Genomic DNA, 26,107 nt, shown 5'->3' with positions numbered 1-26,107 from the left:
CCGGGCGGTCGGTGGTGGCACCGGCCTATGCGTTGGTGCTCGCCCTTGCGGTGACGGCGCCGCTGCTCGCGCCGGGCTACCTGCTGCTGCGCGACGCGGTGTCCACGCCGCGCTCGTATCTGTCCGACGCCGCGCTCGGATTGTCCGAGGCCGCACCGCGGGCCGTTCCGCAGGACTTCTTCATGGCCGTCGCGTCGTCGGCGGTCGACGGCGGCGTGCTGACCAAGGCACTGCTCATCGCCGGCCTGTGGCTGGCGGGCTGGGGCGCGGCGCGGTTGGCCGCCGCGCTGGTTCCCGAGTCGGGCCTGGCCGGGCAGTGCGTGGCGGCAACGGTCGCGGTGTGGAACCCGTATGTCGCCGAGCGTCTGCTGCAAGGGCACTGGAGCCTTCTCGTCGGCTACGGGTGCCTGCCGTGGGTCGCGACAGCGGTGCTGCGGATGCGGGAGTCGGCGCGGTGGATTCCGGTGTGGGCGTTGGCGTTCTGGACGGCACTGGCCGGGCTGACGCCCACCGGGCTGCTGCTCGCGGCGACCGTCGCGCTCGTGTGTGTCGTCGCGCCCGGTGAAGGGTGGGAGCGGTGGCGGTGTGCGGGCGTGGCGTCGGCCATGACGGTCGTCGCGGCGCTGCCGTGGCTGATCGCGGCGACGGTGGCTCGGTCGTTGGAGTCGTCGCAGGCAGATGGCGTCGTGGCGTTCGCGGCGCGCGCCGAACCGGGTCTGGGAACGCTGCTCAGCCTGGCCGGCCTGGGTGGCATCTGGAACGCCGACGCGGTACCACCTTCCCGCACAACACTTTTCGCGATCGTGGGCACCGCGGTCTTGCTTGGTGTCGTCGCACTGGGCTTACCGATCGTGTTGCGCCGGCCGGCGGCCATTCCGCTGATGGCCCTGGCCGGGGTTGCCGTCGTGGTGCCGGCGCTGATGGCCACCGCTCCTGGGCTGGTCCTCGTCGAGGCGGCCGTCCGCGCCCTGCCGGGTCTGGGGGTGGTCCGCGACGGGCAGAAGTGGGTGGCGTTGGCGATGCCCGGCTACGCGGTGGCCGGCGCCGCCGCCGTGGTCTTCGCGCGACGCTGGTTACCGATGGCGGCGGTCGCGTCGCTCTGCTGCGTCGCGCTGATCGCGACGTTGCCGGACCTGGCGTGGGGGGTGGGTGGCCGGGTCGCGTCCGTGCAGTACCCGCCGGGATGGGCGAAGGTGGCCACCATGATCAACGCCGACCCCCGGCCGGTCGCGGTGATGCCGGTGGGCAGCATGCGCCGTTTCGAGTGGGCGGGTGACGCACCGGTGCTCGACCCGTTGCCCCGGTGGGTGCGCGCCGAGGTGTTGACCACCGGCGATCTACAGGTCGGCGATCGGACGGTGCACGGTGAGGGTCAGCGCGCGCGCGAGGTGCAGGAGATCCTCGTCGAGGGCGCCGACCGCGAACTGCTGGCCGATGCCGGTGTCGGGTGGGTCGTCTTCGAATCCAGCGGCGTCTTTGAATCCGGTGGCGTCGAAACCGACGGTCCGCCAACGCGTTTGCCGTTGCCCGTGGCGTACACCGATGAGGACCTCACGCTGTACCTCGTCGGTGGCTCGTCGCCGCAGGCCTCCGGCAGGGGCCTGATGGTGGCCGCCCATCTGGCGTGGCTGGCGATGCTGGTTGCGGGCGCGGCCCTGTCGCTGTTCACGGCGATCCGGCGCCGAGTTCGAAGCGCTTGATCCTGCTACTGGGGCCCAGTAGCGCGGCCAGGATCGTGGAGGCATCGCCGACGACGCGCGATCTCGGGCAAGCACATATAGACCTTCTCGACCTTGCTATCGACTACTGGCCCTGCGACGTTCTAGCCGACTGCATTTGGGAACTACGGGAGAATCTCTCCAGCTACGACGGGGCATACGTCGCACTGGCCGAGAATCTGAACGCGACACTGGTCACCCTCGACCGCGCATCGGCGGTGTACCGGGCCTGAGGTGCGAGGTCGACACACCTCCTCGGCCTAGACGACGCCGCTGACGTGCCGCCCGGAATGCACGGATTCGAGTACGGTGCGCATCGCGTCGGCGCTCTGCTCCCAGGAGAACTCGCCGCAGCGGGCGTGCGCCTTGGTTCCGAGTTGCTCTCGCAGCACGTGATCGGACAGCAGTTCAGCCAAACCGTCGACCAGTCCGTCGAACTCGTCGACCAGCACGCCGGTCACGCCGTCGACGATCGAATCGGTCAGCCCACCGGACGACCGGTAGCCGATCGTGGGCACCGAATGCTGACCCGCCTCGATGACCGCCAGGGCCCAGCCCTCTTTGCGCGACGGCAGCACGTGCACCCAAGCCTCTTGCAGCACACGGTGTTTGGCGTCGTCGTCGATGTGGCCGTGGAACGTCACCGCCTCGGAGATGCCGAGCAGCGCGGCATGTTCGATCAGGCGCTGCTCCCACCAGCCGCCACCGACGACGTCGAGCGTCAGCCCCGCAAACCGCGGCCGCAGCGCGGCGACGGCTTCGAGCGCGTCCTCAATCTGCTTGTGCGGCACCAGCCGTGACAGCACCACGATCCGGGGTGTCGGCGCGCGGCGGGCGGTCAGCGTCGACACGGGAGCGTCGTCGAGCCCGTTGCGCACCACCGCGACCTGGCCGGGACGCACACCCATCGAGGCCAGGTCGCGCGCCGACGGCAGCGACACGGTGACGTACTGGTTGTGCCGGTGCGCGCGCGGCGAGAGCGTCGACTCGACGAACCAGCCGATGCGGCCCAGCACCGGACCGGCCACCGGCCACTGTTCGCGGTGACAATGGTGCACGAGCACGGCGACGCGCCGACCATAGGCGAGTCGCGCCATGAACGGGATGCCGTTCTGGGTGTCGATCACCACGTCGGGTCGCACGCGTCGCAGCGGCCCGAGTCCGATGCGGGCCAGGACCATCGCCAGCCCCGCCCAGATGTAGACGGTGTGGCGTCCGCCGCCGCGGCTGATCTGTACTCCGTCGACGACCTCGCGACGCGCGGCGCCCGGATAGCGCGCGGTGCGCAGTGTGACCTCGACACCCGACGCTGCCAACCGCGCGCCGATGCGCTGCAGGTAAGCCTCGCTGCCACCACCCTGCGGGTGGCCGGTGTCGCGCCAGCACAGCAGCAGCACCGATCGGAGCGGACGGTCAGACATCGGCAACAGCGTAGTCGGATCGCGTCGCTGCGTAGTCTTCGGTTCCATGCCAGTCACGGACCGGTTCGCCGAGCGGGCGACGCTGTCCCGGTCGCTGCGCCTGCTCGCCGAGTTCCGCTTCGAACAGCGCAACCCCGCCCGGTTCTACGGCGCGCTCGGAGAGGACACCGCCGCGATGGTGGCCGATCTGTGGCTCGCCGCGGATATATCCTCGCCGGCCGGCCGAACCGTCCTCGATGTCGGTGGCGGCCCTGGCTACTTCTCGGAATCGTTCGCGGACAGGGGTTTTCGCTATATCGGCGTCGAACCGGATCCGGCCGAGATGCATGCCGCGCCCGGGACGGTGACCCCGACCACCTATGTGCGTGCCTCGGGAACGGCTTTGCCGTTCGCCGACGACAGCGTCGACATCTGCCTGTCGTCGAACGTGGCCGAGCATGTGCGCCAACCGTGGCGGATGGGCGCCGAGATGCTGCGGGTGACCCGCCCCGGCGGGTTGGTGGTGCTCTCGTACACGGTGTGGCTGGGCCCGTTCGGCGGGCACGAGACCGGGTTGTGGCATTACCTCGGCGGCGCCCGCGCCGCGCGTCGCTACACCCGCAGGCACGGTCATCTGCCGAAGAACAACTACGGCTCGTCATTGTTCGCGGTCTCGGCGGCCGACGGGCTGGAGTGGGCCGCGAGCACCGGGGCATTGCTCACCGCTTTCCCCCGCTACCACCCACGATGGGCGTGGTCGTTGACCAAGGTGCCCGTGCTGCGGGAGTTCCTGGTGAGCAACCTGGTGCTGGTCCTGCGGGCGCCGTGAACGGCCGACTGCAACAGGTTCTCGTTTCGCGTCGGCATAGGTAGTGTGACGGTCATGACACAGAGCACCGCGTTTCGAACTTCCGCCGGCGAGCCGGCATATCGGACACAGTGGGACAAGCTGTTCATCGGCGGTAAGTGGGTCGAGCCGGCCACCTCGGACGTGATCGAGGTGCACTCGCCCGCCACCGGCGAGTTGGTGGGCAAGGTGCCGCTGGCGTCGGCCGCCGACGTCGACGCGGCCTGCGCCGCCGCTCGCAAGGCGTTCGACGAGGGCCCGTGGCCGCACAAGTCGCCACAGGAGCGCGCCGCCGTGCTGTCCGCCGCGGTCAAGCTGATGGAGGAGCGCGGCGACGAGCTGAAGTTCCTGCTGGCCGCCGAGACCGGTCAGCCGCAGACCATCGTCGACATGATGCAGTACGGCGCCGCGATGTCGTCGTTCCAGTACTTCGCGGGCGCCGCGGACAAGTTTCCGTGGAAGGAGATCCGCGACGGCATCTACGGCCAGACGCTGGTACTGCGCGAGCCGATCGGCGTCGTCGGCGCCGTGACCGCGTGGAACGTGCCGTTCTTCCTGGCCGCCAACAAGCTCGGCCCCGCGCTGCTGGCCGGCTGCACCGTCGTGCTCAAGCCGGCCGCCGAGACGCCACTGTCGGTGTTCGCGATGGCCGAGATGTTCGCCGAGGCCGGCCTGCCCGAAGGGGTGCTGTCGATCGTCCCGGGCGGACCGGAGACCGGGCGCGCGCTGACCGCCAACGACCAGATCGACAAGTACACGTTCACCGGTAGCAGCGCGGTCGGCAAGGAGATCGCCAAGATCGCCGCCGAGAAGCTCAAGCCGTGCACGCTCGAGCTGGGCGGTAAGTCCGCCGCGATCATCCTCGAGGACGCCGACCTGGACTCGACGCTGCCGATGCTCGGGTTCTCGGGTGTGATGAACAGCGGGCAGGCCTGCGTCGCGCAGACGCGCATCCTCGCGCCGCGGTCACGTTACGACGAGGTCGTGGAGAAGGTCGCCAACTTCATCTCGGCGATGCCCGTCGGGCTGCCGGACGATCCGAACGCCGCGATCGGCCCGCTGATCTCCGAGAAGCAGCGCGACCGTGTCGAGTCCTACATCAAGAAGGGCGTCGAAGAGGGTGCCCGCCTCGTCACCGGGGGCAGCCGTCCCGAGGGTCTGGACAACGGCTGGTTCGTTGAACCGACCGTGTTCGCCGACGTCGACAACTCGATGACGATCGCCCAGGAGGAGATCTTCGGACCCGTGCTGGCGGTCATCCCTTACGAGACCGAGGAGGACGCGATTCGCATCGCCAACGACTCGGTGTACGGGTTGGCCGGCTCGGTGTGGACGACCGACAACAAGAAGGCGCTCGAGGTCGCGTCGAAGATCCGCACCGGCACCTACGCGGTCAACATGTACGCGTTCGACCCCGGGGCTCCGTTCGGCGGCTACAAGAACTCCGGTATCGGCCGCGAGAACGGTCCGGAGGGCATCGAGGCCTACGTCGAGCACAAGAGCGTGCTGCTGCCGTTCGGCTACACCCCCGAGGATTAGAACGCGTCTTCGGGGATGTCCATCGCATCGAGTCCGATGGTCTCGATGATGCCGCGTGCAGCGGTCAGCAGCGGCAGCATGTGTTTGGCGAAGAAGTTCGCCGCTGCCACCTTGCCGGTGTAGAACGCGCGGTCGTTGTCGGAGACGTCGCCGTCCAGCGCCGCCAGGGCGATCTCGGCCTGGTGCAACAACAACCAGCCGATCACCAGATCGCCGACGGCGAGCAGGAACGGGACCGACCCCAGCCCGATGCGGTACAACTCACGCGGATTCTCCTGAGCCGCCATCAGATAACCGGTGAGTGAGGCGACCATGGCCTGCACATCCTGCAGCGCCGTGGCGAGCAGGGCGCGCCCGTCCGCCAGTTCGGGTCGCGCGGTGTCACTGCTGACGAATTGTTGAATCTGGCCGGCCACGTGCGCCAGCGCCGCGCCCTGGTCGCGGGCGATCTTGCGGAAGAAGAAGTCCTGCGCCTGAATGGCCGTCGTGCCCTCGTAAAGCGAGTCGATCTTGGCATCGCGGATGTACTGCTCGATCGGATAGTCCTGCAGAAATCCCGAACCACCAAACGTCTGAAGGGATTCGGTCAGGCACTGGTAGGCCCGCTCGGAACCCACGCCCTTGACGATCGGCAGCAGCAAATCGTTGACGCGGCCGGCCATCTCGGCGTCGGCACCGGAGACGATCTGTGCGACGGCCGGGTCCTGGTGGGCCGCCGTGTAGAGGTAGAGCGCCCGCAGCCCTTCGGCATAGGACTTCTGCGTCAGCAGCGCCCGGCGCACATCCGGATGGTGCAGGATCGTCACCCGCGGCGCCGTCTTGTCGGTCATCTGGGTCATGTCCGCGCCCTGCACCCGGGTCTTGGCATAGTCGAGCGCATTGAGATAACCGGTCGACAATGTGGCAATCGCTTTGGTGCCCACCATCATTCGGGCGTACTCGATGACTTTGAACATCTGAGCGATGCCGTTGTGGGAGTCGTTGACCAGCCACCCGACGGCAGGCGCACCGTGTTGACCGAAGGTCAGCTCGCACGTCGCAGACACCTTCAGCCCCATCTTGTGCTCGACGTTGGTGACGAAGACACCGTTGCGCTCGCCGAGCGCGCCGGTCTCGGGGTCGAAGTGGTATTTCGGCACGATGAACAGACTCAGGCCCTTGGTGCCGGGTCCTGCGCCCTCGGGGCGGGCGAGCACGAGATGCACGATGTTCTCGAACAGGTCGCCGGCGTCACCGTTGGTGATGAACCGCTTCACCCCCTCGAGATGCCATGTGCCGTCGGGCTGTTGGATGGCTTTGGTGCGGCCGGCGCCGACGTCGGAACCCGCGTCGGGTTCGGTCAGCACCATCGTCGCGCACCAGTCGCGCTCGACCATCAGCGCAGCCCAGTGTCGCTGCTGTTCGTTGCCGATGCCGTAGAGGATGTCTGCCATCTTCGACCCGGCCTGGTAGATGAACACCGCCGGATTGCCGCCGAGGACGAACTCGTTGATCGCCCACTCCACGGCGGCGGGCGCCGCCACCCCGCCGATGTCCTCGGCCATCCCGACGCGGAACCACTCGCCTTGCTGCCAGGCCCGAAACGACTTTTTGAACGGCTCGGGCAGGGTCACCTCATGGGTGGCCGGATCGAAGCTGGGCGGACGTCGATCGGATTCGGCGAACGACTCGGCGAGCGGACCCTCGGCCTGCCGGGCCGCCTCGTCGAGCATCTGCCGCACCGAGTCGCCGTCGAGCTCGCCGAACTCGCCGGTCGCCAGCGCCTTGTCGAGACCCAGCACCTCGAAGAGGTTGAACTCGAGATCCCGCACGTTACTTCTGTAGTGGCCCATGACGAGCGCCTTTCGTTCTCGCGTCGAGCCGAGCGTAGCGGTCCGACGGCGCCGCGACCTGCACTTCCGCACAGGTGCTCATCCTTCTGCGATTTATGGTCTGCCACATAATCGAGGGTTAGGTGTTGACGTCATCAAGCCGGCGGTCAACGGCTTCAACTGCGTCGATAGCTCACATCCTGTGATGTGGAATACATTGATTGCCGCTGTGCGTTGACCCATCTATGCTTTTTGTCATAACCAGGGAGGCACCCGATGTGGGTCATTGAAGTCAACGTCGCCGGATACCATTTCACCCATCGTGTGCACACCCGCCGGGTCTTTCGACTCGGCTCCCGTACGCCCGGATGGCGTCCGGCGCCACTGCGTCGCACGCCCGCGGCTTGACCGCCCCATTGGAGGTTGACCTGTCTTCCGCCGCGACCAAGACCACCAACAAACGCGGATCGACGCGCACCAAGATGTTGGTCGCCGCCGCCGAGGTGCTGCGGGAACGCGGCGCGGCGGGCGTCACGATCGACGAGGTGTTGGCCCGCAGCGGCACACCGCGCGGATCGGTGTACCACCACTTTCCAGCGGGCCGCAACCAGATCCTGCGCGAGGCGCTTCGATTCGCCGGCGAGGCGATCACCAAGGAGATCGACGAGGCGGCCACCAAAGGCGGCATGCATCTGGTCCGCAGCTTCGTGGCGTTCTGGCAGGATCTACTCGTCGAAAGCGACTTCGTCGCCGGGTGTCCAGTGGTCGCGGCGGCGATCGGGTCGGCCGCAGACGAACCTCAACTCACGAGCGTGGCCGGCAGCATCTTCGGCCACTGGCGTGACGCGCTGACCCGCGCGTTCGTCTCCGACGGTTTCGACGAGTCCGATGCGGCCTCCCTTGCGATCACCTGCATCGCGGCACTGGAGGGCGCCGTGGTGCTGTGCCGGTCGACGCGCTCCGTCGACCCGCTTCACGACGTCGCCCAGCAGCTCGAATTCCTGATCAGGTCAAGGGATTTCATCCGGCGCTACGGCGTACCCGACCGGAACTGAGCCGAGCGCCATCGTGCGCAGACGAAGTCCCTGTTCACCGCCGCATCGACCAGCGCCCATTCCGAACGAACGGGCAGCACCGGCGAACCCGCACCGAGCGAGCACGGCGCGTAGCTGACGATCATCTCGTCGATCAGATCAGCCTCGACGAACTGTCGCGCGGCATCGCCTCCCCCGACCAGCCACACGTCCTTGCCCGCCGCGGCGGTGAGCAGCGTCGGGTGCAGTTCGGCGACCTCGCCGGCGAAAACCTGCACCGGATGCCCGGACTCGACGATGTGCGGACGCCGCGTCAACACCCAGGACGGCTGCTCGTACATCCAGTCACCCGGCTGATTGCGCACGATCCATTCGTAGGTCGCCGAACCCATCACCACGGCGCCTATCGTCGCGATGAACTCGTCGTAGTTGAACGGTCCCTTCTGGTCGATGTCGCGCGATGTCAGCCAGTCCAGGCTGTCGTGATCGTCGACGATGAAACCGTCCAAGCTGGACGCCGTGTAGTAGACCGTAGCCAAATCAGTTGCCCCGCATCCATTCCAACGGGTCACCCCGATGGGTGTCGATGCCGTGCCGAGCCAGCATCGTTCGGGCCAGTCCCCGCCGGTGGGCCGAGTACTGCAACACGTGGGCGACGATGCCGTACAGCTGAAACGACTCGGGCGGATCGCACAGCGCGTCGATGACGGTGTCCCCCATCCGGCCGTCGGCGGCATACTCGGCGACCATTGTCGTCCAGCGCTTTGCGATGTCGTCGTGGTGCCGGGCCAGCTGAGCGGCCGTGGTGGCTTCCGGTCGGGTGACCGTGCGATCCGGGAAGTCAAGACCTTCGATCGTTGCCAGCCACACCTGCTTGGTCCAGACGATCGCACCGAGCACAGCCCCGACACTGGGTTCGGTACCGTCCCAGTCGAGAACCACCTGCCCGGGCGAAAGCTCCTCTCGCCATTGTTGTTTGGTCAAGGAGCCCGCGCGGTCGAGGAGATACGCGGTGTCGGCGACGTCGTGCGCCACCATCAGCTGAGAGATGTCGGGCTCCTTGGCGTCCCCTGCGTTGTCGAGCCACAGCGAATGCGGCGGATGGAAGTGAAGACCGTTGGGCGCGCTCACCCGGAACGCGATGTCGGCGGCACGCGACGGCGGCACACCGAAGGTGCGCCGGAAGGCGCGCGAGAACACCTCGACCGACGACCATCCTTCGTCGGCCGCGACGGCGGTCACGCGCTCACCACGCTGCAACCGCCACGCGGCGCGCTCGAGCATGATGCGGCGACGCATGGCCGCCGGCGACTCACCGGTCAGGCGGCGCACTTCCCGCGAGAAGTGGAATTCGGAGGCGTGGGTGCTGCGGGCCATGCTGTCCACACCGCTGTTGTCGGCGGCGACGACCGCGTCGAGCAGTTCGCGAAGACGGTCGCGGCGCGGTTCGGTGGTCACGATCACCGAGTATGGTCGCGCCGCCCGCGAAAGAACATGACGATTCCTGCTGCGTTCAGCTGTCGAGGATCTCGTGGCGCGGCGCCTGCAGCGGACCTATGGCTTGCCGCGGGACGGCGTCTGGTTCGCGACGCCGTGCCGAAGCGGGGTGTTGGCCTGCGCGGCCGTCGACTCCTGCACGCGTGAGCCGCCCGCCGTACCGCTCACCTCGGGCGCGTTGCTGGGGTCCCCGGAGGACGGCTCTGCGCCATGGCTCAATTCCCTGAGCCGCGCATGAAGCACCTCCAGCACCGGGATGCGGTTTCCGTGCTCGGTTTCGTGGTCGAACACCGCCCGCAACTGGGGTTCGTCGAGCGCACGGATGCGGTGACGCAACTCGGTCAGCGGCAGCTGGTCGTAATCGGTGATCGGCAGGTCGTCGCTCTGCGCCATGCGCTGTCTCCTTTACAGGTGAGGTAGGCCGTCGGTCGGCGAGGGGATCGCTGTCCCCGGCCCGTCGGCGCGGCCGCGATACCGCACGACCACCGCTGCGATCGCTCCGATACCTGCGAGCGCCAACGTCGGCCACACCGCGGCCTGCATCAACCACACTCGTCGCTGCACCTTGAAGATGCGCTTCTGCGCGTTCCGCGCTCGGGACAACGTTTCCACGTCTAACGGTTGCCCCGGGCGGCGGTTATGAAACCCGTTAGGTGCCCGTCCACTTCGGCGCCCGCTTCTCGGCGAACGCGATCGCGCCTTCCTTGGCGTCGTTGGACATGAAGACCGGTCCGAAGATCTCGACCTGCTTCTTCCACATCTCCTGGGAGTTCCAGTCACGCGACTCGACGATGATCCGCTTGGTCGCCGCCACCGCGAGCGGACCGTTGGCGGTGATCTTCTCAGCGAAGGCGATCGCCGCCTCCAACGCTTGACCAGGTTCTGCGAGGACGTTGACCATCCCGAGGTCGTGGGCGCGCTGCGCGGACAGGCTCTCACCGGTCAGCGCGAGTTCCATTGCGAGGCCGTAGGGAAGCCGCTGCGGCAACCGCAGCAGCCCGCCGCCACCGGCCACCAACCCGCGCTTGACCTCGGGGATGCCGAATGCCGATTCCTTCGACGCCACGATCAGGTCGGTGGCCAGCGCCAGCTCGCACCCACCCGCGAGGCAGTAGCCCTCGACCGCCGCGATGAGCGGATTGGCGGGCGGGCGCTCGGTGAAGCCCAGCCCGCGGCCCTCGATGGCCACGTTCTCGCCGCGCGCGAACGCCTTGAGGTCCATGCCCGCGCTGAACGAGCCGCCGGATCCGGTCAGGATGCCCACCGACAGGCCGGCGTCGTTGTCGAGTCGGTCCATCGCTTCCGCAAGGCCGTGGCTGACGTCGGCGTTCACTGCGTTCTTGGCCTGCGGACGGTTGATGGTGATGATCAGGATGCGGTCGCGCTGTTCGACAAGTACGACTGGTTCAGTGTTGTCACTCACGCGGCTGATCGTAACGGCCCACGGATCGGATCATGCGGGCGCAGCGGCCCCATGCACTCCGATCTCGGCGATGGCCGCACGGTTCTGACCGTAGGCCGTGCCCAACTTGGTTATCCACACCACCACGCGCGAGATCGGCCGCGGGTCCGTCACGGGGATTCGAGTCACGCCGGACTGAACAGGTGTGGCGGGTGTGAGCTCGAAGGTGTCGGCCAGCACCTTCGGTTCTCCGGGAGTGTCGGTGCCGCGTATCTGAATCAGCGAGCCGGCGCTGTCCTGGTCGACGGTGACCGCGGCGATCGGCTTGGGCTCTCGCAACGAGATGAGCAGACCCACGCCGGGTTTGAACTTCGGGAATGGATCGGCGTCGTAGTAGCGGTCGGTCGACCATGCCGTGTCGGGCTTGGCGTCGATCGCCAAACCGGCATCGTCGGGGCTGTCCGGCGATCCGTCGGGGGCAAAGACCGTCGCCGCCTCCAACGGGACACGGTCGCCGGGAGCCAACCCGCGCACGGTCTTGGTCTGGTCGGGAGGTTCGGGCACCGTGGTCGTCGGTACCAACCCGAGTTTGTCCGCGTCGATCGCGACGTTGTCGTCATTGGTGTCCAGCAGACCGTTGAGCGACGAGCCCAGCGCCACAATCGCCACCGCAACGATGGCTGCGGCGGCACCGAGTCCGGTGCGGAGGATCGTGCGGCGGGCCACCTCTTTTCGTTCCTCGGGTCCGAAGTTGCGGAATTCGGCATAGCATCCAGGCTTCGGCGTCGGCTGGGGCGACATGACTCGGTGAGTCGGCGCGACGTCGGGTGCTGCAGCCTGTTCCAGCAAGGCGAGTAGTGTTGCGGCGCTGCTGATTCCACCGTTGTCTCGCAGGAGCGCCGAGGTCGTGGTGGAGATGAGGAAGGGGATCCGGGGATCGAGTTCGGCCGGCTCTTCGGGCCGGTCCGTACCGTTCGGCCACTGGCCGAGGAGCAGCGTGTACAGCGCGCAGCCGATTCCACGCAGATCCGTCTGCGTGGTGGCGTCAGGCAGTACGGCCGAAAACGCCAGCGCGAGGTGTCCGTCGGCGCTCACCCGCAAGCGCGCGAGATCGTCGATCGACAGCACGAGACCCGTGCGGTGCGCGGCCTCGGCGGCCGCGGCCAGCGCCCGCGTCATGGCGGCCACGGAGTCGGGCGCCTGCCCCTTGTCCGCGACCTCGCGGAGGCTCTGTCCGGGAAGCCAGTCAGATACCACGACACCGAAGGCGCCGGTGTGCAGCACATCCAGCACCGGCGCGATACCGCCTGTGTCGAGACCCCGCAGCCGGATGGTGCGCGCCAGGATCTCGTGGACGAACTCGTCGGGCAATTCTTGTGCGACGTCAACCACGGTCAGCGCGACGTGTTGTCCCGACGCGGTGTCGAGCGCCTGCCAGAAATCCAGCAGCGGGCGGCCGCCGTGCGCAGCGAGCAGCCGGTATCGGCCCCCGATCGCCATGCCGGGAATCAGTCGTTGCTCACGTGTGGCCATCGCTCCGAACTCACTCGCCGTGGGGGTCCAGCCGTTCGCAACGGTGCGGCGGGGACGCCAGCCGGCTCAATCGTCGACGGTGAGTAGCCGCGCTACGCCGAGCTCAAACTCGTCAGTCGTCCTTCTTGCCGTTGCCGTTTCCGCGTCCGTTGCCGTTGCCCTTCTTGGGAGGCTTGGGCGGCTTGGGGTTTTCGACGATCGGCGCTGCGGTCGACGTCGGCGGCAGCGACGAGGTGGGGGCGGGAGGCGGCGGTGGCTGCGCAGGCGTGCTGGTGCTGACCTGCTGGGGCGGCGGTGTGCTCGACGACGGGTCCAGCGCCAGCGCGAGGCCCGCGACGACGAACGCGACGAACCCCGCGGCCGCCAGCAGCAGCTTGCGCTCGCGGCTCATCGACCGCCGGCGCGGCGGCGGAGCGACGAAGTAGTTGGCGGAGGGCGCGAGCGGTTCGGCGAGGATCTTGGTCGCCGGTCGTGGCGCCGCTGCGGGTGCCGGTCCCATCAGCAGCGCGGAGGGAGCGCCCATCAGCGCCGCGCGCATGTGCTCCGCACTACCGAACCGCTGACTCACATCCCGGGCCATGGCCCGGTCGATCGTCGCGGCCAGCGCCGGGTCGACGTCGGGACGTGTCACGCCGATCGGCGGAGGCGGTTCATCGAGGATCGCGTGCAGCAGCGCGGCGGGATTCTCCTGGGGAAACGGCCGCTGTCCCGTCAACGCCTCATAGCCCATCACGCCGACCGCGTAGAGGTCGTCGGCCACCGAGGCCGGTGCGCCGGCTACCCGCTCCGGGCTCATGTAGGCCATCGTGCCGACGATCTGGCCGGTCGCGGTGAGGGTGGAACCCGCGGTCTTGGCGATGCCGAAGTCGGCGACCTTCATCGCACCGCTGTTCGGGTTGATCAGCACGTTGCCCGGCTTGATGTCGCGATGGACGATGCCCGCCGCATGCGCGCACGCCAGCGCGCCGAGCACGTCGTCAAGCACCGAGCGAACACGCGGTGGCGGCATCGGTCCCATCGCGATCTCGTCCTGCAGCGTCCGTCCGGGCAGCCGCTCCATGACGATGAACGGGCTGCCGTCGTGCTCGCCACAGTCGTGCACCGACACGATGTTGGGGTGGTTCAGCGCCGCGGCGGCTCGGGCCTCCTCCTCGAACCGTCGCCGCATGTCGGTGTCGGCGGTGAAAGCCGGATACAGCACCTTGATCGCCACCGGACGATGCAACCGGGTGTCCCACCCATCGTGGACCTCGGCCATACCGCCGCGACCGAGTACACCTCGCAATTCGTAGCGGTCCGCAAGTAGGTCGCGGCCGTCCATGCGGATAAGGTAGCCGAACGCACATAGCGGCAAACCCCGACCGTTTGTCCAGCACAGCGGCGCTCAGGTAATCTAGAACACGTTTCAGTTTCTCGACCAGAGGGGGTCCGGTGGCCGACACCGAGCCGTCGCAGCTCACCAAATGGGACCCGGGGCTGACCGAACGTTTCTTCGCCGTCACCCGCCCGCTCCTCAAGCGCTACTTCCGGTCCGAGGTGCGCGGCCTCGAGAACATCCCGGCGGGCGGCGCCCTGGTGGTCTCGAACCACTCCGGAGGCATGCTGCCGATGGACGTGCCGATCCTGGCCGCGGACTTCTATGAGCATCACGGTTACGACCGCCCGATCTACACGCTCAGCCACGACATGCTGATGGTCGGGCCGACCGGCGAGTTCTTCCGCAAGATCGGCTACATCAGCGCCAACCACGAAAATGCCGATCAGGCGTTGCGCTCCGGCGGTCTGGTCGTGGTCTTCCCCGGCGGAGACTACGACGTGTACCGGCCCACGTTCTCGGAGAACGTCATCGACTTCGGCGGGCGGACCGGCTATGTGAAGGCCGCCCTCAACGCCGGCGTGCCGATCGTCCCGACCGTCGGCATCGGCGGCCAGGAGACCCAGATCTTCCTGTCGCGCGGCACCTGGCTGGCCAAGCGTCTCGGCCCGATCGCGCGGCTGGCCCGGGCGAAGATCATGCCGATCTCGTTCGGGTTCCCGTTCGGTCTGTCGTTGGTGGTGCCGCCCAACATCCCGCTGCCCTCCAAGATCGTCATGCAGGTGCTGCCGCCGATCGACATCACCGCCGAGTTCGGTGAGGACCCCGACATCGACGAGGTCGACGCTCATGTACGGCGGGTGATGCAGCGTGCCCTCGACGAGCTGGCCACCGAGCGCCGCCTCCCGATCCTGGGCTGACACTTGTTTTGGAGACCCGTCCGGGGGATATGACGGACCTCGATGACTAGACGCCGTTTTCCGCTGCTGCGCGCAGCCGCCGAACTCGCCAATGCCGCCAACGGTGTGCAGCCGCTCGGGCGCGAGGGTTACATCACCCTGCCGGTCTTCGCGTTCGGCTGGCCGACGACCGAGGCCGCACCGCTGTACCTGGTCGGTTCCATGCTCGACGCGGCGCGACGGGGCCTGCGGGGTGATTTCCGCGGTGCGCTTGGCCGTATCGCGTTAGCGCTGACGGCGGTCGCATGGGCGTTACTCGGCCTGATCATGTACCGCAATGTGACGTCGAAGCGGTACTTCGAGGAGCCGTTGCGCGAGGCGCTCGGCGAGGACTATGAGCAGGTGGCAGCGTCGTCGCAGCCCGCGCGGCGCCGGCGAATGATCGGAGTCCCGCCGAACGAGCTGGTGCGTCGTCGCTACGTCGAGCGGGCCAACACCGTCGAGTACGGCCCGCACGGCCGGGTCAACCGTGCCGACATCTGGAGGCGCGCCGATCTGCCGCGTGACGGTAGGGCGCCTGTGCTGCTGCAGGTGCCCGGCGGGGCTTGGGCCATCGGCATGCGCAGGCCGCAGGCCTATCCCCTGCTGAGCCACATGGCCGAGCGAGGCTGGGTATGCGTGTCGATCGACTACCGGGTCAGCCCGCGGCACACCTGGCCCGCTCACATCATCGACGTCAAACGGGCGCTGGCTTGGATCAAGGAGAACATCGCCGACTACGGCGGAGACCCCGACTTCGTCGCGATCACGGGGGGCTCCGCGGGCGGCCATCTGTCCTCGCTGGCCGCGCTGACGCCCGACGATCCGCAGTGGCAGCCGGGATTCGAGGACGTCGACACCTCGGTGGTGGCCGCGGTACCCATCTACGGGCGCTACGACTGGGTGTCGGCACGAGGCTCCGGCCGCAAGGAATTCGTCGCTTTCCTGCAGAAGTTCGTCGTGAAGAAGCCGATCACCGAGCACAGGCAGACTTTCGTCGACGCCTCCTCCATCATGCGGGTACGGCCCGACGCGCCACCGTTTTTCGTGCTTCACGGTCAGGACGACTCGATTATCCCGGTGCAGGAGGGCCGCGACTTCGTCGAGGCACTGCGCAAGGTGTCGACGTCCACCGTCGCCTACGCCGAGATTCCATACGCCCAGCACGCGTTCGACTTCTACGGGTCACCGCGGGCGCACTACACGGCCGAGGCGGTCGAGCGGTTCCTGTCGTGGGTACACGCGCAGCGTCAGCAGTCGAGTGGCCAATTGCCGCAGGCGGAATCGGCCGGGGCTTAGTTCAACCGGATACTGCGGAAACGGACGCCGCCGTTACTGCGCCATAGCGGATTCGACGACCGTGAGCTCGTCGGAAAGCCCAGCCGCCCGGCGGATTTCGACGAAGGCATCGACCATCGCGTCGGTCAGTTCATGTGGGTCCTCGAGCGTGGCACCATCGGACAGCACCGAGATGTTGAGCTGGTCGACGTAACTCCACACCGTGATGTTCAACCCGCTGCCGGTGGTGAGCGGGCCGACGGAGTAGATCTCGGTGACCAGAGCGCCACCGACCCGCCCGGGCTGGCGGGGCCCGGGAACGTTGGAGATCGGCAGGTTCAAGACCTTGTTCTGGCCGTCCTTCTCGGCCAGCCAATGAAACAGTCGCTCGGCAGGTTTCGGCGGGAAATACGCCGACCACCGGCTCACCAGTTCCGGCCCCATCAGGTGGTGGGTCTCCTTGGCCTCCACGGCGGCGTCGTGCGCGGCCTGGACCCGCTGCAGCGGATCCTCGAGCTGGATGGGGACCGTCATCATGACCCCGGTGAAGTAGTTGCCGGAGATGCGTTCGGGTGAGAAGTCGAAACTGACTGGGACCGAGGCCAACAGGGGATGATCGGCCCGTCCGTCGTACTTCAGTGAAAGCTCCCGCAGCGCGCCCGCCGACATCGCGAGCACCATGTCGTTGATGGTGACGCCCAGATGCTTGGCCGTTTCCTTGACGTCGGCGAGCGCCAGGGTGGCGGTGGCGAACTTGCGTTGCGCGTCGACGCGGTGGTTCATGAACGACGGCGGTGGCGTGAAGGGCCGGGTGAGCTCGGGCGAGAGCTTCTTCGCGCTCTTGCGCACCCGTTGCAGGCCCTGCGCCGTATAGCGCATGACGCCCGGTAGCCGACCGATCTGGCGCATGTGGTCGGCGAACGCCGAGCGCACCAGGTCCGCCTTCCCCGGTGGCGGATCGGTTGCATACGAGTCGCGTTCGGCTTGCGGACCTTGCTGTAGGTCCATACCGCGGGCCAGGAGGTTGGCCGACGCGACCCCATCGGCGAGGGCGTGGTGGATCTTGCCGAGCACCGCGATTCTTCCGTTGGCCAGGCCCTCGATGAAGTACATCTCCCACAGCGGCCTGCTCCGGTCCAGCGGTGTGCTGGCGATCTGGCCGACCGCTTCGTCGAGTTGTCGGCGCCCGCCGGGGCTGTCCACCCGCCAGGGCCGCACGTGGTACTCGAGGTCGACCTCGCAGTTCTCCCGCCACATCGGGTGGTGGATCTTGAACGGAATGTCGACGAGCTCGTAGCGGAACGGGTCGAGTTTGTAGAGCCGCCCGTGGATGACGCGGCGGAACTCGTCGATGCCGAAGGGACGGTCACCCAGCTCGGAGAGGTCGATGACGGCCAGCTTGAGGGTGTGCATGTGCACAGTGGGGGTTTCCGAATACAGCAGGATCGCGTCCCAGCCGCTGAGCCTTCTCACGGTGCCACCCCCTCCGTCCGGAGGTGCCTATATAACCTCTTTGGCCCCGACCAGCGTCCGGTTTCGATGAATCTGGTTCAGGAACAATCCTATTGCCGTGGCGACCGATCCGGTCCTGGCCCCGTCGGTCATGTCGAACCCATGCCCGGCGCCGGGCAGTTCGACGTAGCTCACCACCGACCGGGACACCGCGCGCAGCCGTTCGACGAACGCGCGGGCCTGCGCCACCGGAATGACGCTGTCGCCGGTGCCGTGGACGATCAGGAACGGGGGCGCCTGGGCATGTGCCTGTGCGATCGGGGACGCCTTGCGATAGACATCCGGATTTCGGACGACCTTGTGTCCGACGACGACCCGCTCCAGAAAGTCGACGAACCGCACCCGTTCGACGGTCGAGCGATCTTCCCAGCAGTAGCGACCGTAGATCGGGACGACCGCGTCCACGGACGTGTCCGCATCCTCCGGCAGATCGGTCTGCAGCTCCGGATCGTTGGGCGTCAAGCCCGCCAGTGCCGCCAGGTGCCCACCCGCCGAGGTGCCCGCGATCGCCACGAAGTCCCGATCGCCGCCGAATCTGTCGACGTTCGCGCGGGCCCACGCGATCGCGGTCTTGACGTCGTGGATATGCGCCGGCCACCGATGGTGCGGCGCCACACGGTAGTCGATGGACAGGCACACCCAGCCCTTCTCGGCGAGATGGGACATCAACGCGTAACCCTGAAGGATGCGCTTGCCGTGGACCCATGCGCCACCCGGTACGAAGATCAGCACCGGGGCGGGCTCGGCCGGCAACTCCTCGGGCCGCCAGACGTCGAGCAGTTGCGAGGGCCGGGGGCCGTACTGCACGGACGTGCGATAGACGTTGCGCCGGTGCTCGCGCAGTTTCCACAAAGGTGGCACCGACTCCGGCGCCGGCCAATCGATCGCGAGGTCCTTGGCGTTGACGACACCGCGCAGCGCCGCCTGGGTGACGGTGTTGGTGCTGTTGCGCTCGACCTCTTTTTGCTCGGCATCACCCGGGCTAAACCACGACTTCACCGTCGCACCGAGGAAGTCGGGTGCGTGGCGCGACCCCCAGACACTCATCGCGGCCACAGCGCCCAACGGCTCGAGGTGCTTTCCGATGACGGGCAGCGAAGCCGAGGCCACGCTCATCGCCAGCATGTAGTCGGAGGGACCGGCGTTCAGCAACCACCGCGCGCGTGTCCAGAACGTCGGGCCTGGGTACCTGGCATCCGGTCGCACCGTCATTGCGCGACTGTACCTCGGCGATCCTTACGCGCATGTCAACTTCTTGAAGTGTCTACTGGGCACATTTCGGGATCTCCGAGGTCTATACCGTGACCTGCGCAGATGGTCTAGCGTGACTTGCCGACCGTCAACTTCGAAGAGGACTTTTCACGTGAGTAAGTCAGCGCTCGCGATCACCGAAGAACACGTCGACCTCGCCGATGCGGTGTTCGGCCAGCTCAACCGCGTGAACAGTCGCGGGGCCGCCCGGTCGACGCTGGAGGGCGGTTCCTCGCACCCCGCCGAGATCTGGTCGGCCGCGGCGGACCTGGGATGGACCGGCCTGGCCATCGCCGAGGAATACGGCGGGTCGGGATTCGGGCTCGCGGAGTTGGCGGTGGTGCTCGAGGCTCAGGGACGCCAGCTGTGCCCGGGGCCGTTCCTGCCCACGGTGGCCGCGGCTGTGGTGATAGACCGGTGCGCGCCTGATTCGGCTCGCGCGCAACTACTTCCGGGTCTCGCCGACGGTAGTGTGGTCGGCGCGCTCGCGGTTTCGGGCAGTGTGACGATCGGATCCGACCTGGTGGTGACCGGCGAGAGTCCCGCGGTGCTGGGCGCGCCGGACGCGAACCTGCTGGTCGTGGCCGCGGGTGACGACGTCGTCGTCATCGATTCCGCAGCCGAGGGCGTCACAATCACCCCACTCGAGTCGATGGACACCTCGCGCAGCCTCGGCTCGGTCGCACTGAGCGGTGTGGCGGTCACCGACGAGCGTGTCCTTCGCGGGGCGGCAGCGAAGGCGCACACGGTCTTTCGTATCCTCGCGTCAGCTGAAGCGGTCGGCGTGAGCTGGGCGAGCATGGAGATGGCCGTCGAATACGCCAAGGTCCGAGAGCAATTCGGCCGAACGATCGGGACGTTCCAGGCCGTCAAGCACCACGCGGCGAACATGCTCGTCAACGCCGAAGTGACGACGGCGGCGACGTGGGATGCCGCCCGCGCCGACGACCTGGACAGCGCGTCGCTTGCCGCCGCGGTCGCCGCATCGCACGCCATTCGCACACAGATCTTCAACGCACAGACCAACATTCAGTTGCACGGCGGGATAGGTTTCACCTGGGAGCACGATGCGCACCTGTATCTGCGGCGCGCTCGGACGCTCGCGGCCCTGATGGCCGAGGCCGGTGATCCGCTGCTGGACATCGTGGAGGCGCATCGCAGCGACCAAGCACGAGGCGCCTCGTTCACGCTGCCGCCGGAGGCGGAGCAGTTCCGCGAGCAGGCGCGCGAGGCCGTCGCGAAGCTACGCAACCTGCCCGCCGACCAGCAGCGCGACTTCCTCGTCGACTCCGGTTATCTGCTGCCGCATTGGCCTAAACCGTGGGGGCGCGCCGCGGAGGTGCTCGAGCAGCTGGTCATCGAAGAGGAGTTCGACGGCGTCGAGCGTCCCGACTTGGGCATCACCGGCTGGGTCACGCTGACCATCGCCCAGGCGGGTACCGACGACCAGCGGGAGCGCTGGGTCGAACCGGTGCTGCGCGGCGAGGTGATGTGGTGTCAACTCTTCTCCGAACCCGGCGCAGGCTCGGATGCCGCGGCGGTGCGGACCTCGGCGAAGAAGGTCGACGGCGGCTGGCGGGTGACCGGCCAGAAGGTGTGGACCAGTTTGGCCCACCACTGTCAGTGGGGCCTGGCCACCGTGCGAACCGACCACGACGCACCCAAGCACGCGGGCGTGACGATGATGGCCATCGACATGAAAGCCCCTGGCGTGACGGTCAATCCGCTTCGCGGCCTGACCGGCCACGCCCACTTCAACGAGGTGTTCTTCGACGATGTCTTCGTCCCGGACGCCGATGTCGTCGGGGATGTGAACAAGGGCTGGCTGGTGGCCCGCGCGACGTTGGGCAACGAGCGCATCTCGATCGGCGGCGGTTCGGGCGGCGCGACCGGGTTCACCGCAGCCGATCTCGTGAAGTTACTCGACAATGCGTCGGCCGAGACCCGCGCGACGTACCTGCGCAGGGCCGGGGAGGTGATCGCCGAGACGCACACGTTGCGGCTGTTGAACCTGCGACGGGTGACCCGCGCGATCGCGGGTTCGGAGCCAGGGCCGGAGGGCAACGTCACCAAACTCCTGGTGGCCGAATCCGGCCAGCGGATGACCGAATTGGCCATGGAGTTGGCGGGATCTGCAGCCGTTGTCGGAAAGACCCCGACGCTGACGCTGGCCTACCTCGGTAACCGGGCGATGACGATCGCCGGAGGCACTTCGGAGATCACCCGCAACACGATCGCCGAACGCATTCTCGGTCTACCGCGCGACCCGCTGCTGAAATAGTCACGCCAGCAAGGCAATCCCACCGGTTACCAGCGCGACGACTTTGAGCGCCTCGAGCGCGACATATCCGTAGTGGGCGCGGGAGCGTCCCGGCGGCGACTGCCCCGCCGGTGCCGCCAGTACCGCGTCGGAGCGACGGTTCAGCGCCGGCCGGACCGCTACCAGTTGAGCGGCCAACGCCACGACGACGACGCCGACCGCGACGACGGCCACGAGTGACGGCCGCTCAATCGCCACGGCGATGACCAGGATCACCGCCAGCGCCACTTCGATGCTGTTGAGCGCGCGGAACACCAACCGGCCGATGCCGAGCCCGATCTGCAGGGACACCCCCGGGGCCCGGAACTTCAGCGGGGCCTCGACGAACGAGATGGCCAGCACCATGCCCAGCCAGACGAAGGTGACCGCGATCGAAACCGCATGTGCGACTGTCACTGAGCTCGCCTCCTCGGCGTCATATGCGCGACACAGAGCCCCGGCTCTGCGAACGGTGTCAACGAATCCACGGTGACCGGAGCGTCCCATGCCGCCAGCGCACCTTGCATGAGGCCGAGATGCACGGGACAGATGACCTCCCGACGGCTCACGGCCAGCTCCAGGAAGGGGCAATTGCGCAACCCGATTCCATCGAGATCGGTGTCGGCGGAGCGTCGTTCGGGAGCGAATCCCAGTTCGGCGAGCAGGTCGGTGAGCCGGTCGACGGCCTGCCCGCGGTCGGAAACCGCGTCGTCCCCGCTGGCGACCGTCTCGGTGAGCCCCCACGCGCGGCCCGCTGCGACCGCCCGACCTTGCGGGTCACGCTGGCGCGCAAGCGCATCCGCGAGCACACCTGCCAACGTCCGGTAGTCACGCGGACCTACGGGATCCATTCCCGCGGTCACCTGGAACAGCAGAGGCGGGCGGCCCGGTCTTGTCCTTTCGGGCTCGACCGTTTCCACGCGTCCGCTTCGGCCCAGTGCTTCCAGATGGAATCGGGCGGTGTTGGGATGAACCGACAACCGCTCGGCGATCTCGCTGATGCTCATGGGCCTGCCCGCGGACCGCAACGCCGTCAGCACCTCTTCGCGGCGCCCTGCCTTCACGCTCAATCCTTTTTGGACAACGCCGCCCGCGGGCACTCGGCGATGGCCTTCTCGCTCTGCGCCTGCAGGTCGGCGGGGATCGGGTCGACGGTCACCACGGAGTAGTCGTCGTCATCGAGCTCGAACACCGCCGGTGCGTACTTCACACAGATCGCGTTCCCCTCACAGCGATCGCGGTCCACCACGACATGCATAACGCCCTCCTCGATCATCGGGGGTATTTTATACAAGTAACTCTTGTATAAACAACTGACGCTTCGACGCTTCGTACTGACGAACGACGATTGCGTCAGGTCGACGTTCCCGCACGCAGGGACACTCGTCTGAAGTAATACTTGTCGGGTGCCGTTCACCGACTTCCATCCGGACCTTCGCCGCGCCGCCCGCCTCGCCCCGAAACAGGTGATCACACCCGCGACGCTGCCGATCGTTCGCATGATCACCCGGCGCATGTGGCGCCGGGTGCCGCGCGATGTCGAGGCGCTGACCCTCCCGTCGGGAGTGGACGTGTGGCTGTACCGGCCACCCGGCGGTACGGGAAGGGGGCCCGCGCTGCTGTGGATTCACGGCGGGGGTTACCTCATCGGCCATCCCGGCCAGGACAACGAACTTTGCCGCCGGTTCGCACGGCGGTTGGGGGTCACGGTGGCCTCCGTCGACTACCGGTTGGCACCCGAACACTCGTATCCAGCGGCGCTGGAGGATTGCTATTCGGCGCTGAAGTGGTTGGTGGCGTTGCCGTCGGTGGACTCGGGCCGCGTCGCGGTCGGCGGCGCCAGCGCCGGCGGCGGGTTGGCGGCCCAGTTGGCGCTGCTGGCGCGGGACCGCGGCGAGGTCGCACCGGCCGCCCAGCTGCTGGTCTATCCGATGCTCGACGACCGTACCGTGGACCGCCGTGAACCGGACAACCCCGGGCTTCGACTGTGGAACAGATCGAGTAACAAGTTCGGCTGGTCGGCTTATCTCGGCGACGCCGATCCCGCAGTGGCCGTGCCCGCTCGCCGGGCCGACCTGAGCGGACTGCCACCCGCATGGATCGGGGTCGGAACACTGGATCTCTTCCACGACGAGGATCTCGAGTACGCCGAACGACTCGAGGCCGCAGGAGTGCCGTGCGAGGTCGAGATCGTCGACGGCGCATTCCACGGATTCGATGGCATCGTGCCCAAAGCCTCTGTCTCACAGCAGTTCTTCGACACGCAGTGCGCGATGTTGCAGCGGGCGTTGGCACCCGCGGCCGCCTGAGTCACCCGCGCTCGAACACCACCTCGCCAGCGATCACGGTGGCGGCGACCATGTCCGACGCCAGGGTCTCGAACAGGTCGTCCGGGGACGGCTCCAGCACGACCAGATCGCCCGGCTGCCCGGGCGCGACGGTTCGGCGCCGTAACGGATCATCCCCGGTACCGAGGAACATACCGAGCGCTTCGGGTGCCGTGATGCGTTCGTCGGCGCCGAGTACCGCGCCGCTACCGGTCACGCGTCGCACCGCGGCACGCATTGTGGCCCACGGGTCACCCTCGCCGAACGGCATATCGGTCGACAGCGCAAGCGGCACCCCCGCCCGCAACAGCGAAGCGACGCGCCACAATTCGTGGTGTTCGTCGGCTGGAACATCCTCGAGGTACTGGTCGCCGCGCTCGGCGACGAAGTTCGGTTGCGTCACCACGGTCACCCCGCTTGCTGCAAGGGACTCGATGCCGTCGTCGGGGACCACGGATGCATGCTCGATGCGGTCCCCCGGATGCGTTCCGCTTGCCTGCAGCGCGGACAGCGTGACGACGATTTGCGCTGCGGTCACACAGTGCACGGCGACTGGCGCCCCCTCACCATGCCGTCCGGCGATCCAGGAGGTGAGGCCGTCGAGGTCCAGGTCGGTATCGTGCAGGATCCGCTTACCGGGGGCGAGGTAGTGCACGCGCTGGCGCAGTTCGCCGCGGCGATGGGTCTCCAGAAGCCTGACGATGTCGTCGATCTCGAGGTCCGGGGTGGCATCGGTGACACCCGTGACGCCCAGGCCGCTGAGTCGCTCACTCACCTCGTTCAGACCGGTGTCGTTACGCTGCAGGGTTTCCGACCAGGAGCGGTCGGCGCTGCGCAACCGCCCGTCGGGGTGGTCGGCCATTCCCACTCGGACCAGTCCCGCCGAGTTCAGCGTCCACAGCACACCGCTGCGATGTTGCACCCGTACCGGAAAAGCGGGCGCCACCTCGTCCAGTACGGTGCGATCGAGCCGGCCGGCAACCGCCTCGTGATAGCCCACCGCCCTGACCCAGCCATCGGCGCCGACGTCCGCGTTCGCCAGCGTGTGGGCCAGTTCCGACCGGTTGCGCACCTCTGCCGGATCGACCCGCACCGACCGCAAAGCCGCTGCGGCAGAACGTAGATGGACGTGGTGATCGTGTAATCCCGGTATGACGGTTCGACCGGCGGCGTCGTAGATCGGCTCGTCACGAAGCGGAACCAGCGCAGGCTCGACCGCAGTGATCTTCTCTTCCACCCGGATGTCGACGGCAGCGCCGTCGAGCAGCGTCGCCCGCTGGATCAGCAAGACGTCAACCGTCGCTGCTCGATCAGCTGCTCCACTTCCTCGTTGTGGGCCCCAATCGGCGGCGCCGCTGCAGATGGTTGCGGCGTTGCCGCACAGAGTGATTCGTTGTCACGCGGCAGTTGTGCGTAGGTGGCGGCGACGGCGGCCATCGACAACTCGATCAGCTCTCCTCCCCCGCTGCGCAACGACTGCGCGACGGCCAACGCAGCTTCGAGGCCCGTCAGCGGGTCGGCGATCGCATCACCGCAGAACTCCGGCGCGTCGGGTCCCCCACAAACCAGGCCACCCGACACGGCGGCATCGTCGCCGAACGCGACCCAGTTCTCGCGGTCTCCGTCCGTGCCGTGGCCGGTGACCCTCAACCACACCCGACCGTCTCGCGGCGCCACGTCCGTCGGGGAGAGCCCCCGGCGAACCAATGCCGCCGGACGCGACGACTCGATCACGACGTCAGCGGCGGCCAGCAGCGCCCGCAGACCGGCGGGTTCATCGAAATCGACCATGTAGGAGAGCTTTCCGGCGTTCATCCAGTCGAAGAACGACGGCGATCCATGGCGTGCGCCGTCGGGCCGCGCGGCGCTCTCGACCTTGACCACGGTCGCGCCCGCCAACGAGAGCAGCTGTCCGCACAGCGGTCCGGCCCACATCGAGGACAGGTCGGCGACCAGGAGATCCGCGGGGCCGCGCGTCGCTGTGCCCGCCCCGAACGGATACACCCGCGGTGGCTCGGCGGGGGTTTCGGCTAGCGCCGCGACCGGCAACCCGAGCAGCCGGGCACGCTCCGTGACGTCGGCGCTGTCGTTTCGCGCGATCCATTTTCCGACGGCGCGCCAAGGATCTTCGACCCCGTCGGTACCGAGTAGCGCGGGAACGGCGGCGAGGTCGTCTGCTCTCGACAGCGTCAGGGCGCACCAGCCGTCACGACTGGGCAACAGCTGTGTCGCTCCGCCGGCCGACACTCGACCGTCCGGTGAGAGGCCCAGCAGCGCGGCGCGCCCGCCGATCAACTCGGCGGCGTCGACGCGGACGCCGGTGAAGGTCTCGAACGCGTCGCCGACCCGCTGCGCCCGGTCGAGCACGGCCGTGGGGACAGTCAACACCGTCGACGTCACGATCCC

General features: G+C 67.7%; 25 protein-coding genes. 9 read left to right on the top strand and 16 right to left on the bottom strand.

The window, feature by feature from the left end; translation table 11 throughout:
* Positions 1 to 14 precede the first annotated feature (14 nt).
* Together AU193_RS10635 and AU193_RS23430 are read left to right on the top strand one after the other, a co-directional pair.
* Entirely contained in the window at positions 15 to 1,700 is a 1,686-nt protein-coding gene (locus tag AU193_RS10635; protein WP_082682928.1) for a hypothetical protein, read from the top strand.
* Positions 1,697 to 1,951, top strand: coding sequence for a type II toxin-antitoxin system VapC family toxin (locus AU193_RS23430; protein WP_064422335.1), 255 nt, complete (start codon positions 1,697 to 1,699; stop codon positions 1,949 to 1,951). Before AU193_RS10635 ends, AU193_RS23430 begins: the two co-directional genes overlap by 4 nt.
* A gap of 27 nt (positions 1,952 to 1,978) precedes the next feature.
* On the opposite strand, the gene AU193_RS10625 is transcribed toward AU193_RS23430, so the two are convergent.
* Positions 1,979 to 3,139, bottom strand: coding sequence for a glycosyltransferase family 4 protein (locus AU193_RS10625; protein WP_064422361.1), 1,161 nt, complete (start codon positions 3,137 to 3,139; stop codon positions 1,979 to 1,981).
* A 46-nt stretch (positions 3,140 to 3,185) separates the two neighbouring features.
* Here AU193_RS10625 and AU193_RS10620 point away from each other — a divergent pair, with 46 nt between their 5' ends.
* On the top strand, positions 3,186 to 3,947 hold the full coding sequence (locus AU193_RS10620) for a class I SAM-dependent methyltransferase (RefSeq protein WP_064422334.1): 762 nt from the start codon (positions 3,186 to 3,188) through the stop codon (positions 3,945 to 3,947).
* A 54-nt stretch (positions 3,948 to 4,001) separates the two neighbouring features.
* Entirely contained in the window at positions 4,002 to 5,504 is a 1,503-nt protein-coding gene (locus AU193_RS10615; protein WP_064422360.1) for an aldehyde dehydrogenase, read from the top strand.
* On the opposite strand, the gene AU193_RS10610 is transcribed toward AU193_RS10615, so the two are convergent.
* Positions 5,501 to 7,336 carry an acyl-CoA dehydrogenase gene (locus tag AU193_RS10610; RefSeq protein ID WP_064422333.1) on the bottom strand — a complete coding sequence of 612 codons (1,836 nt, stop codon included), beginning with the start codon at positions 7,334 to 7,336 and terminating at the stop codon, positions 5,501 to 5,503. The genes AU193_RS10615 and AU193_RS10610 overlap by 4 nt on opposite strands.
* Before the next feature lie 461 nt (positions 7,337 to 7,797).
* On the opposite strand from AU193_RS10610, the gene AU193_RS10605 reads away from it, so the two are divergent.
* Positions 7,798 to 8,370, top strand: a complete 573-nt coding sequence (locus AU193_RS10605; RefSeq protein WP_064422359.1) for a TetR/AcrR family transcriptional regulator — start codon at positions 7,798 to 7,800, stop codon at positions 8,368 to 8,370.
* Here the strand turns inward: AU193_RS10605 and AU193_RS10600 are convergent.
* The 7 genes from AU193_RS10600 to AU193_RS10570 form a co-directional block, all read right to left on the bottom strand.
* Positions 8,346 to 8,888: a dihydrofolate reductase family protein gene (locus AU193_RS10600; protein WP_064422332.1), complete on the bottom strand. Its 543-nt coding sequence runs from the start codon at positions 8,886 to 8,888 to the stop codon at positions 8,346 to 8,348. The two genes, AU193_RS10605 and AU193_RS10600, sit on opposite strands and share 25 nt — an antisense overlap.
* Position 8,889: 1 nt before the next feature.
* On the bottom strand, positions 8,890 to 9,813 hold the full coding sequence (locus tag AU193_RS10595) for a helix-turn-helix domain-containing protein (RefSeq protein ID WP_253867752.1): 924 nt from the start codon (positions 9,811 to 9,813) through the stop codon (positions 8,890 to 8,892).
* Positions 9,814 to 9,903: 90 nt separating this feature from the next.
* The gene (locus tag AU193_RS10590) at positions 9,904 to 10,239 is read right to left on the bottom strand and encodes a hypothetical protein (protein WP_064422331.1); all 336 of its coding nucleotides are present in this window, start codon (positions 10,237 to 10,239) and stop codon (positions 9,904 to 9,906) included.
* A 12-nt stretch (positions 10,240 to 10,251) separates the two neighbouring features.
* On the bottom strand, positions 10,252 to 10,449 hold the full coding sequence (locus tag AU193_RS10585) for a hypothetical protein (protein WP_156425175.1): 198 nt from the start codon (positions 10,447 to 10,449) through the stop codon (positions 10,252 to 10,254).
* Positions 10,450 to 10,495: 46 nt separating this feature from the next.
* Complete coding sequence (locus AU193_RS10580) at positions 10,496 to 11,278, bottom strand: crotonase/enoyl-CoA hydratase family protein (RefSeq protein ID WP_064422329.1); 783 nt, start codon at positions 11,276 to 11,278, stop codon at positions 10,496 to 10,498.
* 21 nt (positions 11,279 to 11,299) lie between these two features.
* Positions 11,300 to 12,781 carry a protein kinase family protein gene (locus tag AU193_RS10575; RefSeq protein ID WP_064422328.1) on the bottom strand — a complete coding sequence of 494 codons (1,482 nt, stop codon included), beginning with the start codon at positions 12,779 to 12,781 and terminating at the stop codon, positions 11,300 to 11,302.
* A 112-nt stretch (positions 12,782 to 12,893) separates the two neighbouring features.
* A complete protein-coding gene (locus AU193_RS10570; RefSeq protein WP_064422327.1) occupies positions 12,894 to 14,102 on the bottom strand; it encodes a serine/threonine-protein kinase in 1,209 nt (402 codons plus the stop codon).
* 110 nt (positions 14,103 to 14,212) lie between these two features.
* Between AU193_RS10570 and AU193_RS10565 the strand changes: the two genes are divergently transcribed.
* Positions 14,213 to 15,016, top strand: a complete 804-nt coding sequence (locus tag AU193_RS10565) for a lysophospholipid acyltransferase family protein (RefSeq protein ID WP_064422326.1) — start codon at positions 14,213 to 14,215, stop codon at positions 15,014 to 15,016.
* 42 nt (positions 15,017 to 15,058) lie between these two features.
* Complete coding sequence (locus AU193_RS10560; protein WP_064422325.1) at positions 15,059 to 16,333, top strand: alpha/beta hydrolase; 1,275 nt, start codon at positions 15,059 to 15,061, stop codon at positions 16,331 to 16,333.
* Positions 16,334 to 16,366: 33 nt separating this feature from the next.
* On the opposite strand, the gene AU193_RS10555 is transcribed toward AU193_RS10560, so the two are convergent.
* Positions 16,367 to 17,785, bottom strand: coding sequence for a wax ester/triacylglycerol synthase family O-acyltransferase (locus AU193_RS10555; RefSeq protein WP_064422324.1), 1,419 nt, complete (start codon positions 17,783 to 17,785; stop codon positions 16,367 to 16,369).
* A gap of 27 nt (positions 17,786 to 17,812) precedes the next feature.
* Positions 17,813 to 19,036 carry an alpha/beta hydrolase gene (locus tag AU193_RS10550; RefSeq protein ID WP_064422323.1) on the bottom strand — a complete coding sequence of 408 codons (1,224 nt, stop codon included), beginning with the start codon at positions 19,034 to 19,036 and terminating at the stop codon, positions 17,813 to 17,815.
* A gap of 151 nt (positions 19,037 to 19,187) precedes the next feature.
* Between AU193_RS10550 and AU193_RS10545 the strand changes: the two genes are divergently transcribed.
* Complete coding sequence (locus AU193_RS10545; protein ID WP_064422322.1) at positions 19,188 to 21,356, top strand: acyl-CoA dehydrogenase; 2,169 nt, start codon at positions 19,188 to 19,190, stop codon at positions 21,354 to 21,356.
* Here AU193_RS10545 and AU193_RS10540 read toward each other — a convergent pair whose 3' ends face one another.
* The 3 genes from AU193_RS10540 to AU193_RS10530 are packed head-to-tail and all read right to left on the bottom strand — an operon-like array spanning position 21,357 to position 22,632.
* Entirely contained in the window at positions 21,357 to 21,791 is a 435-nt protein-coding gene (locus AU193_RS10540; RefSeq protein WP_064422321.1) for a hypothetical protein, read from the bottom strand. It abuts the gene before it with no gap.
* A complete protein-coding gene (locus AU193_RS10535; RefSeq protein WP_256364336.1) occupies positions 21,788 to 22,438 on the bottom strand; it encodes a metalloregulator ArsR/SmtB family transcription factor in 651 nt (216 codons plus the stop codon). Before AU193_RS10535 ends, AU193_RS10540 begins: the two co-directional genes overlap by 4 nt.
* A gap of 2 nt (positions 22,439 to 22,440) precedes the next feature.
* A complete protein-coding gene (locus AU193_RS10530; protein ID WP_064422356.1) occupies positions 22,441 to 22,632 on the bottom strand; it encodes a ferredoxin in 192 nt (63 codons plus the stop codon).
* A 148-nt stretch (positions 22,633 to 22,780) separates the two neighbouring features.
* Between AU193_RS10530 and AU193_RS10525 the strand changes: the two genes are divergently transcribed.
* Complete coding sequence (locus AU193_RS10525) at positions 22,781 to 23,683, top strand: alpha/beta hydrolase (RefSeq protein ID WP_064422320.1); 903 nt, start codon at positions 22,781 to 22,783, stop codon at positions 23,681 to 23,683.
* 1 nt (position 23,684) lies between these two features.
* Here the strand turns inward: AU193_RS10525 and AU193_RS10520 are convergent, their stop codons facing one another.
* Both AU193_RS10520 and AU193_RS10515 read right to left on the bottom strand, forming a co-directional pair.
* Positions 23,685 to 24,989 carry an amidohydrolase family protein gene (locus tag AU193_RS10520; protein WP_064422319.1) on the bottom strand — a complete coding sequence of 435 codons (1,305 nt, stop codon included), beginning with the start codon at positions 24,987 to 24,989 and terminating at the stop codon, positions 23,685 to 23,687.
* The gene (locus tag AU193_RS10515; protein ID WP_064422318.1) at positions 24,983 to 26,101 is read right to left on the bottom strand and encodes a CoA transferase; all 1,119 of its coding nucleotides are present in this window, start codon (positions 26,099 to 26,101) and stop codon (positions 24,983 to 24,985) included. Before AU193_RS10515 ends, AU193_RS10520 begins: the two co-directional genes overlap by 7 nt.
* Between the last annotated feature and the right edge of the window lie 6 nt (positions 26,102 to 26,107).

Source organism: Mycobacterium sp. GA-1285, assembly GCF_001499905.1.
GTDB lineage: Bacteria > Actinomycetota > Actinomycetes > Mycobacteriales > Mycobacteriaceae > Mycobacterium.
This window is presented reverse-complemented; position numbering and strand designations above follow the sequence as displayed.